The sequence below is a fragment of the Caballeronia sp. LZ029 genome, assembly GCF_031451275.1.
GTDB classification, from domain to species: Bacteria; Pseudomonadota; Gammaproteobacteria; order Burkholderiales; family Burkholderiaceae; genus Caballeronia; species Caballeronia jiangsuensis.
This window is the reverse complement of sequence record NZ_JARUXO010000003.1, coordinates 118,453-135,464: the sequence shown is the minus strand read 5'-3', so window position 1 is coordinate 135,464 and position 17,012 is coordinate 118,453. Positions and strand designations below refer to the sequence as shown.

Annotated in this window: 15 protein-coding genes; 8 read left to right on the top strand and 7 right to left on the bottom strand. The window is 61.4% G+C overall.

The genetic code is table 11. The features are described from left to right. Positions 1-24: 24 nt before the first annotated feature. The 3 genes from QCE73_RS19980 (at position 25) to QCE73_RS19970 (ending at position 1,293) form a co-directional block, all read left to right on the top strand. A complete protein-coding gene (locus tag QCE73_RS19980) occupies positions 25-246 on the top strand; it encodes a hypothetical protein (RefSeq protein ID WP_035509665.1) in 222 nt (73 codons plus the stop codon). 69 nt (positions 247-315) lie between these two features. Continuing rightward, positions 316-681 (top strand): hypothetical protein, encoded by a 366-nt coding sequence (locus QCE73_RS19975; protein WP_404989791.1) that lies wholly within the window; start codon positions 316-318, stop codon positions 679-681. 309 nt (positions 682-990) lie between these two features. Then, positions 991-1,293 (top strand): hypothetical protein, encoded by a 303-nt coding sequence (locus tag QCE73_RS19970; RefSeq protein WP_309883245.1) that lies wholly within the window; start codon positions 991-993, stop codon positions 1,291-1,293. A 12-nt stretch (positions 1,294-1,305) separates the two neighbouring features. On the opposite strand, the gene QCE73_RS19965 is transcribed toward QCE73_RS19970, so the two are convergent. Then, the gene (locus tag QCE73_RS19965; RefSeq protein WP_309883244.1) at positions 1,306-2,238 is read right to left on the bottom strand and encodes an aldose 1-epimerase; all 933 of its coding nucleotides are present in this window, start codon (positions 2,236-2,238) and stop codon (positions 1,306-1,308) included. Next, positions 2,235-3,035 carry a phytanoyl-CoA dioxygenase family protein gene (locus QCE73_RS19960; protein WP_309883243.1) on the bottom strand — a complete coding sequence of 267 codons (801 nt, stop codon included), beginning with the start codon at positions 3,033-3,035 and terminating at the stop codon, positions 2,235-2,237. The genes QCE73_RS19965 and QCE73_RS19960 overlap by 4 nt, the downstream gene beginning before the upstream one ends. 211 nt (positions 3,036-3,246) lie before the next feature. Here QCE73_RS19960 and QCE73_RS19955 point away from each other — a divergent pair, with 211 nt between their 5' ends. From QCE73_RS19955 to QCE73_RS19935, 5 genes are all read left to right on the top strand, one after another. After that, complete coding sequence (locus tag QCE73_RS19955; RefSeq protein WP_309883242.1) at positions 3,247-4,335, top strand: LacI family DNA-binding transcriptional regulator; 1,089 nt, start codon at positions 3,247-3,249, stop codon at positions 4,333-4,335. 128 nt (positions 4,336-4,463) lie between these two features. Further along, on the top strand, positions 4,464-5,471 hold the full coding sequence (locus QCE73_RS19950) for an ABC transporter substrate-binding protein (protein WP_035509698.1): 1,008 nt from the start codon (positions 4,464-4,466) through the stop codon (positions 5,469-5,471). A 69-nt stretch (positions 5,472-5,540) separates the two neighbouring features. Beyond that, positions 5,541-7,103, top strand: a complete 1,563-nt coding sequence (locus QCE73_RS19945) for a sugar ABC transporter ATP-binding protein (RefSeq protein ID WP_238216194.1) — start codon at positions 5,541-5,543, stop codon at positions 7,101-7,103. Further along, positions 7,093-8,073 (top strand): ABC transporter permease, encoded by a 981-nt coding sequence (locus QCE73_RS19940; RefSeq protein ID WP_035509646.1) that lies wholly within the window; start codon positions 7,093-7,095, stop codon positions 8,071-8,073. Before QCE73_RS19945 ends, QCE73_RS19940 begins: the two co-directional genes overlap by 11 nt. A gap of 7 nt (positions 8,074-8,080) precedes the next feature. Beyond that, positions 8,081-9,034: an ABC transporter permease gene (locus QCE73_RS19935; protein ID WP_309883241.1), complete on the top strand. Its 954-nt coding sequence runs from the start codon at positions 8,081-8,083 to the stop codon at positions 9,032-9,034. Between the two features lie 273 nt (positions 9,035-9,307). Here the strand turns inward: QCE73_RS19935 and QCE73_RS19930 are convergent, their stop codons facing one another. The 5 genes from QCE73_RS19930 to tssF all read right to left on the bottom strand — a co-directional run bounded on the left by QCE73_RS19930 (position 9,308) and on the right by tssF (position 16,706). After that, on the bottom strand, positions 9,308-9,538 hold the full coding sequence (locus QCE73_RS19930) for a hypothetical protein (RefSeq protein WP_309883240.1): 231 nt from the start codon (positions 9,536-9,538) through the stop codon (positions 9,308-9,310). Between the two features lie 437 nt (positions 9,539-9,975). Further along, complete coding sequence (locus QCE73_RS19925) at positions 9,976-11,730, bottom strand: DUF4150 domain-containing protein (RefSeq protein WP_309883239.1); 1,755 nt, start codon at positions 11,728-11,730, stop codon at positions 9,976-9,978. Next, the gene (locus tag QCE73_RS19920; protein ID WP_309883238.1) at positions 11,723-12,856 is read right to left on the bottom strand and encodes a DUF2169 domain-containing protein; all 1,134 of its coding nucleotides are present in this window, start codon (positions 12,854-12,856) and stop codon (positions 11,723-11,725) included. Before QCE73_RS19920 ends, QCE73_RS19925 begins: the two co-directional genes overlap by 8 nt. 12 nt (positions 12,857-12,868) lie before the next feature. Further along, on the bottom strand, positions 12,869-14,683 hold the full coding sequence (locus QCE73_RS19915; protein WP_309884170.1) for a type VI secretion system tip protein TssI/VgrG: 1,815 nt from the start codon (positions 14,681-14,683) through the stop codon (positions 12,869-12,871). A 127-nt stretch (positions 14,684-14,810) separates the two neighbouring features. Next, entirely contained in the window at positions 14,811-16,706 is a 1,896-nt protein-coding gene (gene tssF, locus QCE73_RS19910; protein ID WP_309883237.1) for a type VI secretion system baseplate subunit TssF, read from the bottom strand. Positions 16,707-17,012: the final 306 nt, after the last annotated feature.

The following is a 17,012-nucleotide window of genomic DNA, read 5'->3' as shown; positions in this document are numbered from 1 at the left end:
GAGTCATTTTCCCGGAGCCCCTTTATGCGATTCGACTACAAGACGTTCCATATCGATTGCACCGCGCATCACGACCAGGACGGCAGCTACTACGCCCACGCGAAGATCACACATCTGCCGGACGAACACACGGCGCATGTGGAAGTTTTCGAATCCGGCGAACTGGATTCCTTTGCGAGCGAATCGGACGCTATCCACTGCGCGCGGGCGTGGGCCATCGAATGGTGTGACGAGGCGCTCGCTTAGTCATCGCGTGTCTTCCCTCGGCATGGTCTGACGCATCGCCGCCGCATGCGCTTGCGCGCGGCACGGCGATTGCGCTACTCAAACGGTGACGCCGCAGCATTTTGCGAGGCGGCGCACATCGAGACCATCGATCAACGGGAGGACACCATGAAAAACGCGAAGAGAACTCTGCTTGTGTCGGCAATGATGCTGGGCTTGTCGGGCGCAGCGTTCGCGCAGGGCGGCGGTGCCGGTGGCGGTACGGCCGGCGGCAACGGCGCTGGCCAGGGCGGGACCGGCATGAGCACGCCGAACGCAAACGGTGTGACGGGCACGACGTCGGGCGCTTCAGGCGCGAGCACAATGGACTCGTCGCATAGCAACAAGATGCACAAGAACAAGAAGAGCAGTATGGATTCGGGTGCGTCGAGTGGCGGCGCCGGCAAGTCGAACTAAACGTATCGAAGCGTTAATGCTTAAGCGCGCTCGGGCCTCTTCGTGAGCCCGAGCGCGTTTTTCCTTCCACTCGGCGGCACTCCCCACCAAAGTATCCCTACGAGATAGGGATTTCTCCTGCTCCCGCATCGCCGTAACTTAAGCCCTGAGCGCTATCCATTGCGCCGATGCGTCTTCTATCGCCGCGTCGGGCGAAGCATGTTTCGGCGAGTTAGCCATTGCGCTCGATCCCATCCATCGATAAAGCTGCAAGAAGTCCGAGAATCGTGTTTCCCGGCTGCTTGTGCATTCGTTTCAAGGAGCTGGAGCATGAAGGCAAAAGTCAATCCAAAACTCTTCGCGATGATGGCCGCGTGCGCGATCGTCGCCAATGTCGGGACGGCACACGCTCAGGGTATGCCCTCCGACGCGCAGCAACTCGTTCAGACGATGCGTCCGATGTACATGTCGCAAGCCACGCCCGAGCAAGACCAGACCGCCGCAATGCGAGCCGCCCAGACTGATGACGCCGCGTACGGCGGCATGGCCGCGGGCGCGAACGCATCCGCGAGCGGTCGCGCTCAGAGCGGCTGCCGCGACGCGGCCCGCTGCGACATCTTCTTCGGTCAGTAAGCGGACATCGTCCTACCCGACGCGAGTCGTCCACGCGAACGACGCGGTGACCGACTCGCCCGGTTTCAGCACCGCGCCGCCCTTCATCGCGTGGTCGGTATCGAGGTTCACCCAATCCGCCACGTTGCTCACCGGCTCGACGCAGAGCAAATCGGGATGCGACGCCGGCGCGTACACCACCATGTGATCGAACGGCGTCTCGGCGTCGAGCGTGATCGCGCGCCCTTCGTCCGGCCACGCGATCGTCGCCGTGCGCGCCCAGCCGGCGAAGTTGTTGTCGAGATCGAATGCATCGGCGGACATGCCTTCTTTCGACGCCATCGCATCGACGCACGGATGCGCTCCCGCATAGGTCGGCAGCAGATCGGGCGTGCTATGCCACATCGCCGCGACGCGTGCGTGAACGCGTGTGTTTCGCGTCCTTGGATAGTATGGATGATGTCCCATGCCGAAGGGCATCGGCCGATCGGACAGGTTGCGCGCGGAGATCGTGACCGTTAGCGTGTGGGCATCGAGCGCGAATTGCTGCGTCGCTTCATAGGCAAACGGCCAGTGATGCGCCGCTGCGCGCGACGGTTCGTGCAAAAGATGCAGGCACGCGCGCGACTCCGACACCTCGCCCACGCGCCACGGCAAGCGCCATGCGTTGCCGTGAAGCGCATGCGCAAAGGCATTGCCATCGCCGGACAGATCGACGAGCGCATCGTCGAACCGAAAGCGCGCATCGCGAATGCGGTTGCAATACGGCAGCAGCGGAAAGCTCGCCATGCCGAGCGGATCGCGGGCGGCGAGCGCGGCGGGCGTCGCGGGACGCAGCCAGTCGATCGAACGGCCATCGCGTGTTTCGTCGAAGGCCGCGATCGAGCCGCCCACATGCGGCGCGAGCAGCACGCGCCGTGCGCCGTAACGCAGCTCGACGAGCGTGTCGGACAGTGCGGCGCTCAATATGCGAACTGCCGGTAACTTTCGTCGAAGGTGCGCGCCGTCTTCTCGACCAGCGGATTGAAGCGCAGCAGACGCCGCGCGCGCGCCGGCAGTTCGGCGAACACGTCGCGCGGCACGTCGATATGCACTTCAGGCCGGAAGTACCACGCGCGGCTGTAGCCGATCACCACCATCGGACGCGGCTCGCCGCTCAGATTCGGCGTGCCCCGATGCAGCCCGCGCACATCGCGAATCATCACGTCGCCGACTTTCATCGGCACCTGCTCGGCAGCGAAGCGCCCTGCCTCCAGACCGGCGAGCGCGTCGTCCCGCGACATGCGATGCGTGCCGCGCGTCGTTTCGAGCGGACCGTTGCGCTCATCGACATCGACGAGCGGGAAATTCACCGCAAGCTGAAATGAAGGCGTCTCGGGCGCGTCGTCGAAAAGTGCCGGCGTATCGCGATGCCAGTCCTGGTATTCGGAGCCGGCCACGGGCGTATCGGTGGCGAGTTGACACATCACCGGATCGCGCCCGGCCACGCGCTCGACGATCCCGACGATGTCTTCATCGCAAAAGATCGACGGGTCCGCAAACGCGCCTTCGAACGGCAGCGTGACGTAGTAGCGGCCCGGTCCGCGATTACCGCTCGTCGATGCTTCGCGCGCGGCTTCGATATGCGGATGCAAGAGCGGCGCGAAGGCATCGTTCCAGGCTTCGAGCGCGGCACGTGGGAAATGGTCGCGCAACAGCACGAAGCCGTCTCGTTCGAACGCTTCGGCGAACGCGTCTCGCGTGCTCTCGTCGTATTTGCCCATGCGCCCTCTCCTCGTTGCGAGTGCGAGGACAGAATCGCACGCGTGTAATCCGTTCGTCAATATTATTAGTAATAACCGGTGAAAACCCTGATTCGAAATGACCAATAAACTCGTGCTTTCCGCGGCATTCATCACTAATATTAGTGGCAAGTTCCTCCGGCCCGCGCGACACGATTCGCGGAAGCTTCAGACGCCGCACGCGGCACGCACAATGAAAAAATCCACGCAACGCCGCCCGACGATGACCGACATCGCGAAGCTCACCGGAGTCTCGCAATCGACGGTCTCGCTCGTGCTGAACAACGCAAGCGGCGCGAAGTTTTCCGACACTACGCGCGACAAGGTGCTGCGCGCCGCGCAGGAGCTCGGCTATCGCATGACGCAGCGCGAACCGGTCGCCGCACTGGAGAGTCAGGGCGAACGCAACCTGATCGTCTATCTCGCCGACGAAATTTCGACGAGCCCGCATCCGGTCGTCAGCATCGACGGCGCGCGCGATGCCGCGTTCGCCAACGGGCGCATGCTCGCGGTCTATTCGACGCACGGCAACGCGGAGATCGAGGCGCGCGTGCTCGACGCGACGCTCGGCAATCCGAACGTGCTCGGCGTGATCTACGCGACGGTCTATACGCGCCGGGTGACCTTGCCCGCGCTCCTGGCCAGGGTTCCGACCGTGCTGCTCAACTGCTATACGAGCGATGCGAGCGTGTCGTCGGTCGTGCCCGCGGAGGTCGCGGGCGGCCACACCGCGACGGATCATCTGCTGGCCGCAGGCCACAAGCGCATCGGTTATATCAACGGCGAGCCGTGGCAGGATGCGGCGCGCGATCGGCTGAAGGGTTATCGGACCGCGCTCGCGACGGCCGACTTGCCATACGCGCCGGAGCTCGTGCGCGAAGGCGACTGGAGTCCGGGCACGGGCTTCGAACAAACGCTCTCGCTGATGCGCGAGCCGAATCCGCCGACCGCGATCTTTTGCGCGAACGACCTGATGGCGCTCGGCGCGATCGAGGCGCTCAAACAACTCGGCCTGCGCGTACCCGACGACGTCTCCGTGCTCGGCTATGACGATCAGGAAATCGCGCGGCACACGCATCCGCCGCTTTCTACCGTCGTGCTGCCGAACTACGAGCTCGGGCGCTGGGCGGTCGAGACACTGCTTCAGGAAGAAGAAAACCGTGCCGCGGGCGCGCCGGTGCGACGCCGCACCGTGAAGCTCGACGGTCCGCTGATCGAACGCGGCTCGGTCAGGGAAATCACCGTAGCAAAACAGCTCGCAATTAATAATATTAACGATTGACCAGTAATAAAACGCGATGAAATAATCGCCGAAGTCGCAGTACGCATGACCACTCTCGCAGCAGGCAGACCGGGCAACACAAGCATCGGCACTACTAGAAAAAGGCAAACCATCCTATGGAGGAAGACATGCTGTCGCTAGAGAAGAAATCGCGCCTGGGCCTGCGCCCGCTCGCCGCCGCACTGACCGCCCTGACGCTCGCGGCCGGCTTCACCGCCGCCCACGCCGCCGATGACGGACTGCCGAAAATCCCGAACAAGAAGCCGTTGAAGGTCGGCTTCGCGCAGACGGAGAGCAACAACCCGTGGCGTCTCGCGGAAACGAAGAGCTTCAAGGATATCGCCGCGAAATGCGGCTGGCAGATGGTCATGACCGACGCCAACAGCTCGGCGGCCAAGCAGGTCTCGGACATCCAGAGCATGATCGCGCAGCACGTCGATCTGCTGGTGTTTCCGCCTCGTGAAGAGAAGCCGCTCGTGCCCGTCGTGATGCAGGCGAAGAAGGCTGGCATTCCGGTGATTCTCGTCGATCGCAACATCGACCAGTCGATGGCGAAGGCGGGCAAGGACTACATCACGTTCATCGGCTCGGACTTCATCGATCAGGGGCACCGCGCCGCCGACTGGCTCGTGAAGGCGACCAACGGCAAAGCGACCATCATCGAACTGGAAGGCTCGACGGGCGCTTCCGCCGCGAACGATCGCAAGAAGGGCTTCGACGAAGTCATCGCGAAGAATTCGGGCATGAAGATCGTCGCGTCGCAGAGCGGCGACTTCGCCCGCGACAAGGGCCGCCAGGTGATGGAGACGCTGCTGCAGGCGCATCCGGATGTGACCGCCGTCTATGCGCACAACGATGAAATGGCGCTCGGCGCGATCGCCGCGATCAAGGCGGCGGGCAAGCAGCCGGGCAAGGACATCGTGCTCGTGACGATCGACGGCACCAAGGGCGGCCTCGAAGCGATCAAGGCGGGCGAACTCGGCGCGAGCGTGCAGTCGAGCCCGTTCTTCGGGCCGCTCGCATGCGATGTCGCGCAGAAGTACGCGAAGGGCGAAACGATTCCGCCGTGGGTGAAGGTTTCGGATCGCTTCTACGACAAGAGCAACGTCGACGCGAGCATGCAGTACGGGTACTGAGCGGAGTGTGTGTGTCTTGCGGGCGCCTGATCGAAGGCGCTCGCTTTTTCATTTCGACGGACTCACGGCATGGCTCAGACTCCCCTTCTCGACATGCAGGACATCGACATCGCGTTCGGCGGCGTCGCTGCGTTGAAGCGCGCGCGCCTCTCGGTCGCGGCGGGCGAAGTGCACGCGCTCATCGGTCAGAACGGCGCGGGCAAGTCCACGCTCATCAAGATTCTGACGGGCGCATATCGCAAGAGCGCGGGCACGATTCGCTTCGATGGCCGCGAGGTCGATTTCCGCACACCGAAGGACGCACGCGAAGCAGGGATCAGCACGATCTATCAGGAGATCAATCTCGTGCCGTTCCGCTCGGTCGCGGAGAACATCTTTCTCGGACGTGAGCCGCGCCGTCTCGGTCTCATCGACTGGAAGACGGTGCAGCGGCGCGCGGCCGAATTGCTAGAATCCTTCGGATTGCGAATCGATGTGAAAAAACCCGTGCGCGAATATTCCACCGCGATCCAGCAGATGGTCGCGCTCGCGCGGGCGGTGTCGTCGGATGCGAAGCTCGTCATCATGGACGAATCGACGTCCTCGCTCGACGAACGCGAGGTCGAACTGCTCTTCACTGTCGTGCGCCGTTTGCGCGACGACGGGCGCGCGGTGATCTTCGTGTCGCATCGGCTCGATGAGCTGTATGCGCTGTGCGATCGCGTCACCGTGATGCGCGACGGTCAGACCGTCGCTGAAAACTCGATGCAGGAGATGGACAAGCTGAAGCTCGTCACCACGATGCTCGGCCGCACGCTCGCCGCCGTCGTGCACGAAGATAGCGCGGTGAAGGAAGCGAATCTCGCGAAACGCGGACCTGTTGCGCTCTCCGCGCAAGGCCTCGCCGCGGGCACGAAAGTCACGGACGTATCGCTCGATGTGCATGCGGGCGAAGCCGTCGGTCTCGCGGGTCTGCTCGGCTCGGGACGCACGGAGACGATGCGCCTTCTCTTCGGCGCGGACCGTCCGGCGAAGGGCGCGCTCGCTGTCGGCGGCGAGAATGCCGCGTTCAAATCACCGAAAGATGCGATTGCACGCGGCATCGCTTATCTCACGGAAGATCGCAAGGCCGAAGGCATCGTGCCGGAGCTGTCCGTGCGCGACAACCTCACGCTCGTGTGCCTGCCCGCGCTGACGAAGCGCGGCGTGGTCGATATCGCGAAGCAGCGCGAGATCGTCGATGGTTTCGTCGAATCGCTCGGCATCAAGCTGCGTTCGCCGGATCAGCCGATACGCGAGCTCTCGGGCGGCAATCAACAGAAGGTGCTGCTCGCGCGCTGGCTCGCGACCCACCCTCGCCTCCTGCTGCTCGATGAACCCACGCGCGGCATCGATGTCGGCGCGAAAGCCGATGTCGCAAAGATCGTGCGCGAGTTGCGCGATGCGGGACTCGCGGTGCTGCTGTCCGCATCGGAACTGGAAGAACTCACGGCCGTGGCCGATCGCGCGGTCGTGATACGCGATGGCGAAACGGTCGCGCAACTCGACGGCGCGCAGATGAACGAGGCATCCATCATGGACGCGATCGCGTATGGCGCGGGCGCGGAATCGACGCTCGCCGAGGCGGTGGAGGAGGCGAAACATGATCGATGACACGCAACGCGCCGCACCGATCGTGCAGGCGCCCGTGAAGAAGAAACGCGGCGTCGCGATCCAGCGCGAAGTCGCGGTGCTGCTCGCGATGATCGTCTTCAACCTGATCTTCACGCAGCACTTCCTTTCGTTGCAGACGTTCAACGTGAATCTCACGCAAGTGGTGACGATCGTGATCGTCGGCATCGGCATGACGCTCGTCGTTGCGACGGGCGGCATCGATTTGTCGGTCGGTGCTTCGATGGCGATTGCCGGTGCGCTCGCGCCGATGCTCTTCATGAATATCGACGGGCCGCTCGGCATCATTCTCGCGTTCACGTTGCCGGTCATCGCCGCTGCGTTATGCGGCGTGTTCAACGGCTTTCTCGTTACGCGTCTGAACGTGCAGCCGATCGTCGCGACGCTCGTGCTATTCATCGCGGGACGCGGCATCGCGCAGGTCGTCACCGATGGCAGCCTGCAGGCGTTCAACAATCCCGCGTTTCAGTGGATCGCGCTCGGCAAGGTGGCGGGCGTGCCCTTCCAGATCCTGTTGATGCTCGTGCTAGTCGCACTCTTCACATGGATCGTGCGCAAGACGCTGTTCGGCAAATATCTGCTCGTGACGGGCGGCAACGAGGATGCCGCGTATCTCTCCGGCATTCCGACGGCGCGCGTGAAGATGATCGCGTACACGGTATGCGCGGCGCTCGCGGGACTTGCGGGGCTCATTTCGATCTCGGTGAATTCGTCGTCGGATGCGAACGTGGTGGGCCTCGGCGTCGAACTCGATGCGATCGCGGCGGTCGCGGTCGGCGGCACTGCATTGACCGGCGGCAAGGCGTATATCACGGGCACGCTGATCGGCGCGCTCATCATTCAGTTGTTGCGTTACACGCTGCTCGCGCACGGCATTCCGGATGCCGCCGCGCTCGTGCTCAAGGCCGCGATCATCATTGCCGCGGTGTACGTGCAACGCAAGCGAGGCTGACTTTTCCATGAAGAAGAACCTGCCCATTCTGATCGCGCTCGTCGCGTTGCTCGTGCTGGGCGTCACGCGTTATGAGCATTTTCTGTCGGCGTATAACGTGACGTCGTTCTGGCGATACAACTCGATGTTCCTGTTGATATCGATCGGCATGGCGTTCGTGATCATCACGGGCGGCATCGATCTGTCGGTCGGAGCGGTGGCTGCGCTCGCGAGCGTCGTATCGGCGTTGGCGAGTCCGCATGGCGCGCTGGCCGGCGTGATCGCCGGGTCGTTCGCGGGGTTGGCGGTCGGCGTGTTGAACGGGCTCGTCATCACGCATATGCGGATACTGCCGTTCATCGTCACGCTGGCGACGAGCCTCGGCGCGCATGGGCTCGCGCTTTTGCTCGGTCATAACGATGCGGTGGCGATATCGTCGGATACGAACTTCGCCGCATTCGGGCAAGGCGATTTTCTGGGCCTGCCGATTCCCGGGATCGTCTGCGCGGCGGCGGCGGTGATCGGATGGATCGCGTTGCGCAGTTCGCGGTTCGGGCGGCATGCGCTGGCGATCGGCGGCAGCGAAGAGGCATCGCGGTTGATGGGCCTGAACGTCGATCGCACGCTGGTCTGCGTTTATGCGGTTTCGGGTTTGCTAGCAGGCATCGCCGGCGCGATTCTCGCCGCGCAGTTCGGCGCGGGGCAGCCGAACGAGGGCGTCGGCTGGGAGCTGTTTGCGATTTCGGCTGTGGTGCTCGGCGGCACGCGATTGACTGGCGGCGAAGGTTCCATCGCGATGACGATCGCCGGTGTCGCGCTGCTTGGGCTCGTGTTCAATCTTTTGAACTTTGAAAACGGGCTGGGGTATATCTCGCTTTCGGCTTATTGGCAGTCGGTGATACGTGGGTTGTTTTTGTTGCTGGTTATTGTGTTGCAGGCGCGGGTGTTGGGTGGAAAAAAAGCGGTGAAGGTGGCGCGTTGATTCGTGGGTTTTAGCTGGATCTAAGGCAACGCTGAACAAGTAGCTGGATTCATCGAAACGGACGCGAAATGTTGGGGATTCAAATGAAGGACGCAATGACTGAACCAACGTTTACGGCTCAGTTGGCCCGTTTGATATTGAGCATCATGTCGGCAGCCATCGTCCACGAGCGCCTTCGGATTTTCGTAGATCGCCTGCGCCGTATCGCCGACCGCCTTCTGCGCCTCCGAATAACCGTGATAGTCGTACCAACCTGTCGCGTCTGAGAATCCTTCAGCGGTCTGCGACACGCAGCATAAGCTTCGCCGCGCCCCATACCATGGCTCCAGCCCTTAACCGCATCCCACCCTGCCGAGCCGAAGCCGTCACCACACCAATCGCCTGATGCAGCAAACCCTTCTCCGGCGGCGGATTCGTGTCTCCGACGACGTTTCCCTCGGCGTCGATGGAACCACTGGTCAGCGGCACCGTAACATAGGTGCCCGTACAGTTGCCGTTGTTCATCGTGCAGGGATCGCCGTCACGAAATGATCCGATTGCCGCCGATCTTTACTGTGCTGCTGCCGTTGGTCGGCTTCACCTCACACCGCCTATCGCGCCCGGCCTCACACCGGTTGGACATCCAACGGCTAAAGGCCGTCGATTGCTTACGCAGTCTGCACGTGCTCAAACAGGACTGCCACGTAACTTCCCCGGTTGCATAATAAGTCGAGCATCATTTTTCCTTGCACGGGATTTCTCCGCAATCTTCACTAAATCGTCTATGTTTCTCGGGCACGCGTGATACTCCGAAGGTTCGAGTTCGTAATATTCCTCATACTCTGCGAGAGAGTTTGCGACGGGTATCGATATATAGAATTTCCCCGTCGCTTGCTCAATTCCGACACTGAATCGCTCGTCTACAAATATATACTTATCGACAAATTTCACTTTATCAAACCTCAGAACGTCAAAGGACTCACCGAGTACCGCTCAGCGGACACATTGCCTAAATCGACTACGGCTTCCAGGCTACCAGTTGGCAATTTTCCGCCTGGTATCCACAAGTCGTTTGCTCCTGCTTCATTTCCGCTTGGGATACGGAGCCCGAGATCTCGGGGATCAGGTATATCGACCCGTACAAGTTCGTTTGAGTCCAGAAAACCGTCAGGCAATCCCAACGCCTCTTCCATCGCACGAGCATTGCCGCCTGTAGACTGTAGCAGAACGTCGGCCTGTTGCTTCGTCATAACGAATGACGTTCCGTCCCTCTGCGCCGGCCCGTACTTTTCAAGGTTACTCTTGCTCATAAAGCGAGAGGCACCGCCGTCGAATTGACTGAGATGGCTTTCGATAACCTCCGCGGACATGTAGGTTTCAGGAAGCGGTCTCTCTCCTTTCGGTATAGCTCTAATCCTATCAATGGTTGAGGAATCTAATGGGAAACTCTCTGTCGCGTCCGCTCCGTGATCTTGAACTTTAATTCCGTCGCCCACGGGCCCAGACTCACCGATTTCAGCCGCCTTTCCCACTTGCGAAATGGCTTCGCTCGTTTCGTCCACCTTGCCCGTTGCACTCGCCGCCTTTGCAGTCTTACTCGCCGTACTCGCCGCTTCTCCAGCCTTCACCGCCGCGTTGGCCACCTCTCCGCCTTTACCCACGGCGCCAATACCGCCAACGAACACCCCGCCGACATCAAACACCCCTCGTCCGATCGCCTCGCCGTAGTCGCCGTTGCTCCACGCCTCGATATACGGCCTGGTGATGCCTTCCACGATTGCCTTCGGGTTGTCGCGGATCGCGTCGACCGTATCTCCGACCGCCCTCTGCGTCTCTGAATACCCGTGATAGTCGTACCAACCTGTCGCGTCTGAAAGTCCTTCAGCGGCCTGCGACACGGGCGTAAGCTTGGTCGCGCCCCATGCCATATGGCCCACGCCCTTGACGGCATCCCATGCTGCCGAACCGAACCCCGTCACCACACCCGTCGCCTGATGCAGCAAACCCTTCTGCGGCGGCGGATTCGTGTCACCTACGACGTTTCCCTCAGCGTCGATGGAGCCACTGGTCGGAGGCACAGTCACATAGGTGCCCGTACAATTGCCGTTATTCATCGTGCAGGGATCGCCGTCGCGGATGATCGGATTGCCCCCGATCTTCACCGTGCCGCTGCCGCTGGTGGGTTTCACCTCGCCGCCCACCGTCCCCGACTTGACCCCCGTCGCGCAGCCCGCTTCATCTCCGGTGCAGGTGGGCACCACACTCTCACTCAGCGTATAGGCCGATTTGCCGTTGAAACGCACGTTCGACGCCACGCCCGTCGATCCCGACAAATCCGCGAAGACCGGATAGGGCACCGGCGGCGTCGCCCCGCCACAGGGCGTTTTGCAGACATCCGGCGTCGAACTGACGGCCTTGAAGCTGCCGCTTTGACGCGCCGCGAGCTTATTACCCTTCGAAAAGTGCTTGTCTTCCTGCGGCGACTTCAGCGGCTTATAGCGCCCCGACAGGAAGCGCTTAACCACCTGATCGGCCGCCCAGTCGAAGATGTCGCGATAGACATGACGCGGTGGCTCATTCCACGGATTCGGCTGCTGCCAAAGCCTGTCGCCGTTAGCGCGCGCCGCTTGCGCCTGCTTGAGACTGTCGATCTTGTAATGCGCACGAAACGCGTCGGCCGCATCCTGGTCGATCACAATCACTAGTGGCTCACTCATGCGGCCGCCCCGTCATTTGTATCTTTTCTTGGTTAGAGATGAAGCGGGCCTCGAATCGCTCAGCCTCATGCGACACCGCCGCGCGCCACACGAGCACGACCTGCGGCACCGCTTGTGTCAAGTCCACGTGCAGCGTATCTAGATTCAGCGCCGCATCGGTCAGATCACCGTTCATATAGAGCCAGCCCATCGGTAGATGACCCGGCAAGCGCAAGGTCAACTCCGTGTCGCCGTTCGCATTGACGCGCGCCTGCGGATGATCAACTGGCACGAGGTTCGTAAGCACCAGCGTCTCATCGCCCTTCAGATACGCTGTCTGTAGCGCCGGATGCGCGCCGTTCCAATAAGCGAAATCGAAGTCATCAGGCAGACCCGGATGTTGACTTTCAAGCCATCGCTCGTCGTAAGTGCCCGCCCTTCGCAGACGAGGCGCCCATGCGCGGCCCATTACACCGAGACCAACTGGTGGGGGCAGCGATTCGTCCGGATTCGCAAGCCACGCGTTCCAATGCTCCGATGTGATCGACGCCTCAGGCGCTTCGATTCTCGGGGCAGGCACACGATCAGGCCGCACTGCATCGATGTACCATTGCGTCATGAAGCCCGTCCCGAGCGGGTTGCTCTGGCAGGCCGCGTGCTGCATCGAGTCGTCGTCATGCTTGATTGAGCATTGGCCACCCAGCGCATGCTCGTAGCGCATCGGGAGCGTCACAAAGGGTTCGGGGTCGTTCAATACCCAACCGTTACCCTTGCGCACAAACTCACGGGATCCGTAGACCCGCACGCGGCGGTTCAACAACGACTTGCCGTTCGCGGCGACCAACGTCGCGCTGACATCGAAGCACGACACGGCGCGACCACCGGGCACGTGAGCGTCGGCGCACACGATCACGTCGCAGCGCGGCTTGTAAGGCGCGAGATCACTCTCAGCCTTCACCGACGACTCATTCGGCTCCCCGTAGTAAATGTCGGAGGTAGCGAGTGGCGTCTGGTCCTTCGCGAGCGTGAGCACGCCATTGCGCAACTCGAAGCTCTGACGCAATACCACCGTGCGAAAGCGTCGATTTCCGGGCGCGACCGAGCCGAACGCCATGGCCGGGAATGGCGTGAAATTTTGAAACTGCATCGACGTGAGCCTCTAGTTGATGTCCACGTCGTGGCCGTTGATCTGCACCGGCCCCGCACCTTCAATCAGCAACGTGACGCCGCGAAGCGTGATGCTGCCGTTCTTCTCCATCACCAGCGTCGCCGCACCGGTCGTCATTTCGATACGATCGCCCGCCAGCAGGGTGAAGTTCTTGCCAACTTCGGTCGTCTGCATCTGCGAGACCGTGATGCTGCGATCGTTGCCTATCGTGATCGTCTCGTTATGCTCGGCGTCGCTGACCAAATCGCGCTCCGCATGAATCCAGAGTTCCTCTTCGCCTTTTCGGTCCTCGAAGCGAATCGCATTGGCGTTCTCGTACCCACCACCTTTGGTCGAGCGCGTAAGCACACCACTTTGCGTGGCGTTCTGTGGCAGCTTCCACGGCGGCATGGTCTGTGCGTTGTAGACCTGCCCGATCACGATCGGACGATCCGGATCGCCATTCTCAAAGTCGACAATCACTTCCGTCCCCACGCGCGGCACGCCGATGCTTCCATAACGCGCGCCCGCGCCCGGATACGCCACGCGTATCCAGCACGACGACGTGTGATCCTTCGCGGGCGACCTGTCCCATTGAAACTTGACCTTGACCCGCCCGTACTGGTCGGTCCAGATATCGCTATCGTTGTATCCCGTCACCACCGCCGTCTGCGGGCCCGTCGTGCGCGGCTTGTCATCCGAACGCGGCGCCCGGAACATCACCGTGTTGGGCTGCACTTCGAACGTGGTCTTGAATTCCGTCTTGCCCGCCGCTGTCACGTCGCCGCGTTCCTGCGCGTCGACACCGGTCTTGATCACCAGATACCGGCGATTGGCGTCTTTCTGCGCAAAGCCCTCGAGACTGAACACCGTGCCGCACACCACATTGCGCAGGTTTCCCGCACCATAGGCCCGCTCACCGCGTGAACGATGCTCCTGAATGCGGATCAGCGCCAACCGCCCACCGGCCTTCGGATCCGCGTAATCGCCCGGCCACTGGTAACGCTCCAGATCATTCCAGATGGTCTCCTGCGGCATTTGCTTTTCTGCCGTCAGATCGGCGCCCGGTTGCCTGAAGTCGTAGTCGTTGTAGGTCCACACACCCGGTTGCAGCGTCTGAGCGACACTGAACTCGCTGACGTACTCTTCGTCGATCTTGTTGCCCGGCGGGTAGTACGACAGCGTTTGATACGCCTCGCTCTCCACGGGCTTGTGCGCACCGATGTTGTCGACGATGACCACCCGGTGGTAGCCGTTCGAATGCTCAACGAACCAGTACAAGCCGTGCTCGGCCATCAAACGCTGAACGAATGCGTAGTCCGATTCTCCATACTGGACCTGATACTCGAGCGCCGGATAGCTTTCACCAAGGCGCCAATCGCACGAATGTGCGTACGGACGCAGCACGTCTCGCACGATGTCCACGACCGACTTATTCTGGAAAATACGGAAATCGGTGCGCTCCCGCGCTAAATCGATCCAAGGCTTGAGTTTCACCTCATAGCGCGCCTGCCGATTGCCCTGACCGAGGTATCGGGCCTCGAACACCAGACCGGTGATCTCGCGCTCGCACGCGCCGATATTGCCCATGCCCAGACCGCCGGGCAGCCCCGGAATGTACTTCCCGAAGCCCTCGCATTGAACAATCACCGTCAGCGGCTTGGCGATCATCGCTTTCAGATCGATGTTCGCCGCCACTTGCTCGGGCACGAAGGCTTCCGCGGGCGTCGTGAGTTCCAGCGTGTATTCGAACCCCTTGGACAGCGCTTCCTCGCCCTTGATCGAGCGCAGTTGCAGCAGCGGACCGCCCGTCGGCGATTTGGGCATCGCAGTGCCATCGACCGATAACGTGCGCGTAGAGCGGAAATTCAGCAACGAAGTCAGCAACGGGAACCTCCAAAGACATCAGGCAATACTGTGTTGTTCATCATTTTTCTTTTCTCGTCCGATCCGCTCAGACCACCCCGCGCACGCCCATGCGCACCGGAAGACTGGCGATCAGGCCGCGTTGGAGGGTGTACAAATCGAGTTGGACGAATGAATGCGCCGACACGTGACGGCCAAGGTAGCGATCCACCACCACGCCGAAGAGATAAGGACTGGACGCGCCGAAGCCCTTTTCATCCACCGTCAGACGGATGCCGTAGCCTCGACCGAAGGGAATCGGACCTCGCCCCGGCAGCTTGCGCGTGACGCCTTCAATCTTCAGACTGACGATCGACTCGATCTGCTGGCGCGCCTCGGTGCCTTCCTCCACGAAGCGTCGCAGTAGCTTGCGCAGCGCTTCGGCCGACCGGTCTTCGTCGAATAAATCCAGCGTGTCCATGCCCGCGTTCAACTGGCCGATCAAATCCCAGGCCGATCGGCCTTGCGCGAGCGGCGGCTTCGGCGCGCTCGGCGCGCGCACCAGGCCGATACTGCCGATGGGTGTCGACTCGAGCGGAGCGAGATCGGTCTTGCCGTTGCACGTCAGCAGGTTGGGCAAATCACCGTTGGTGACCCATACGTCCGCGGACAGATAACTCAGCGGCGACGCATAAGGCTGTTCATGCCGATCGACCAGGGCCGCGATCAGGTCCGAGCCGGTATAGGGCGTACGCGTGCCATAGCGACGCGAGGCGTCGCGTGACTCCCGCGGCGTGCGGCGCACGGTATAGAAGCGCTCGCTGTTCGACTCGTCCCGATTGAAGGCGTCATGGCGCGGCAGGAATTCCAGTTTCTCGGAAGTCGACTCGATATGACCGAAGAGACGCTCGATGCGAAACACTTCATAGTCCGGCGCAACCGGACGCACCACGGCTTCGTTATCGGCCTGAAACCTGCGCTTGCCATTGCTCAATTCGATCGATTCGATCTCCAGCGGAAACAGATTGACGACCGGTGTGCAGAACAGCGCGAAGTTGCTGAGACCGACCTGTTCGGCAAGGTCGCGCGGCGGCTGATTGAGCAACACGACGATCTCGGCTTCATGCCCTGCGATTCTGCTCAGTCCTGTGCGCAAACCGGTCAGCGTGAAGAACCAGAATCGCGAAGGGAAGCTGAAGTATTCGTGGATCAGGTTATGGCCATTGAACTTCTCGGCAATCAATGGCAGGACGCCTTGTCCCGGTTCCAGTGCCTCGTGCTCCACCACTTCGGGCGTCACGACGTGAAACACGCCATCCTGCTGCGCGAACTGTCCCGGCACGCTGATTACGCAACCCAGCGCTGCGGTATGCACCAACTCGAAGAGTCTGGAGGCGATCGCTTCGTCACCCGAAAGATACACAGGCAGGCGGTCGAGGTTGAGCAAATCCTTGATTGCGCGGCCTGCGGTGCGCAAGCGAAGTCTGAGCGCGCCGCGGACCTTTCGGTAGTCAGGCGAGCGCCGTTCGAGGGAGGGAATATCCGGTGGCGCCGCCGTCAGTTGAGCAGCAACGATTTCAAGCGGATAGAGCGTGACGTCCTGCGTGCTGCAAAACCCGCACTCGACGTCTTCGCCTACCGGCGCTGCGCTGGTCAATACCGCGCCACGTGCAATCTTGAATCCGGACAGGACATCGCCCTCGAACTCGCCCGGGTAAAAGCGGGCGACGGCAACCGCGGGTGTGGGTGCGCTGTAGTTTGGAAAAACTGTTTCAATCAGCGATTGGGTGAACTGCGGGAAGCTATCGTCGATCTTGCATTGCGCACGTGCCGCAACGAAACTGAACGCCTGAATGAGTCGCTCGATATACGGGTCGCCGATCTCGCCTTCGACCTGCATGCCGAGACGCCGGGCCACCTTCTTATGCCCCTTGGACCATTCGCCCGCGAGCTCCATCATGAAGGATAACTGAGCGTTATAAGCATCAAGAAACTGCTGGTCCATTCCTTCCTAACCCCACGTCCTTCTTGGACCGCGACTCCATGAGCATTAAACGCGAACAGCACTGACCGCGTAGACGACAGTTGCTTCGCGATCTCCAAGTCGCGCAGAGAGATCTTCTAGCGCGTTTCAGATTAAACGTTTGCTAACATTTTTCCAAACGGAAAAGTCTTAAATGGAGAACAAAGCGAACAGAGCGATGCCCACGGCGTTCCACCCTCAATGACCGTACGCATCCCCGCGCGTTGCACAAGTGCTAACAAAAAAACAGCCCGAGCACACAAATGCGCCCGGGCCGCCAACCAACCA

Excerpts from the sequence above, each read along its gene's own strand:
- QCE73_RS19980 (WP_035509665.1), top strand. The coding sequence starts at position 25 with ATGCGATTCGACTACAAGACGTTCCATATCGATTGCACCGCGCATCAC.
- QCE73_RS19970 (WP_309883245.1), top strand. The coding sequence starts at position 991 with ATGAAGGCAAAAGTCAATCCAAAACTCTTCGCGATGATGGCCGCGTGC.
- QCE73_RS19960 (WP_309883243.1), bottom strand. The coding sequence starts at position 3,035 with ATGGGCAAATACGACGAGAGCACGCGAGACGCGTTCGCCGAAGCGTTC.
- QCE73_RS19955 (WP_309883242.1), top strand. The coding sequence starts at position 3,247 with ATGAAAAAATCCACGCAACGCCGCCCGACGATGACCGACATCGCGAAG.
- QCE73_RS19950 (WP_035509698.1), top strand. The coding sequence starts at position 4,464 with ATGCTGTCGCTAGAGAAGAAATCGCGCCTGGGCCTGCGCCCGCTCGCC.
- QCE73_RS19945 (WP_238216194.1), top strand. The coding sequence starts at position 5,541 with ATGGCTCAGACTCCCCTTCTCGACATGCAGGACATCGACATCGCGTTC.
- QCE73_RS19940 (WP_035509646.1), top strand. The coding sequence starts at position 7,093 with ATGATCGATGACACGCAACGCGCCGCACCGATCGTGCAGGCGCCCGTG.
- QCE73_RS19935 (WP_309883241.1), top strand. The coding sequence starts at position 8,081 with ATGAAGAAGAACCTGCCCATTCTGATCGCGCTCGTCGCGTTGCTCGTG.
- QCE73_RS19930 (WP_309883240.1), bottom strand. The coding sequence starts at position 9,538 with ATGAACAACGGCAACTGTACGGGCACCTATGTTACGGTGCCGCTGACC.
- QCE73_RS19925 (WP_309883239.1), bottom strand. The coding sequence starts at position 11,730 with ATGAGTGAGCCACTAGTGATTGTGATCGACCAGGATGCGGCCGACGCG.
- QCE73_RS19920 (WP_309883238.1), bottom strand. The coding sequence starts at position 12,856 with ATGCAGTTTCAAAATTTCACGCCATTCCCGGCCATGGCGTTCGGCTCG.
- QCE73_RS19915 (WP_309884170.1), bottom strand. The coding sequence starts at position 14,683 with ATGCCCAAATCGCCGACGGGCGGTCCGCTGCTGCAACTGCGCTCGATC.
- tssF (WP_309883237.1), bottom strand. The coding sequence starts at position 16,706 with ATGGACCAGCAGTTTCTTGATGCTTATAACGCTCAGTTATCCTTCATG.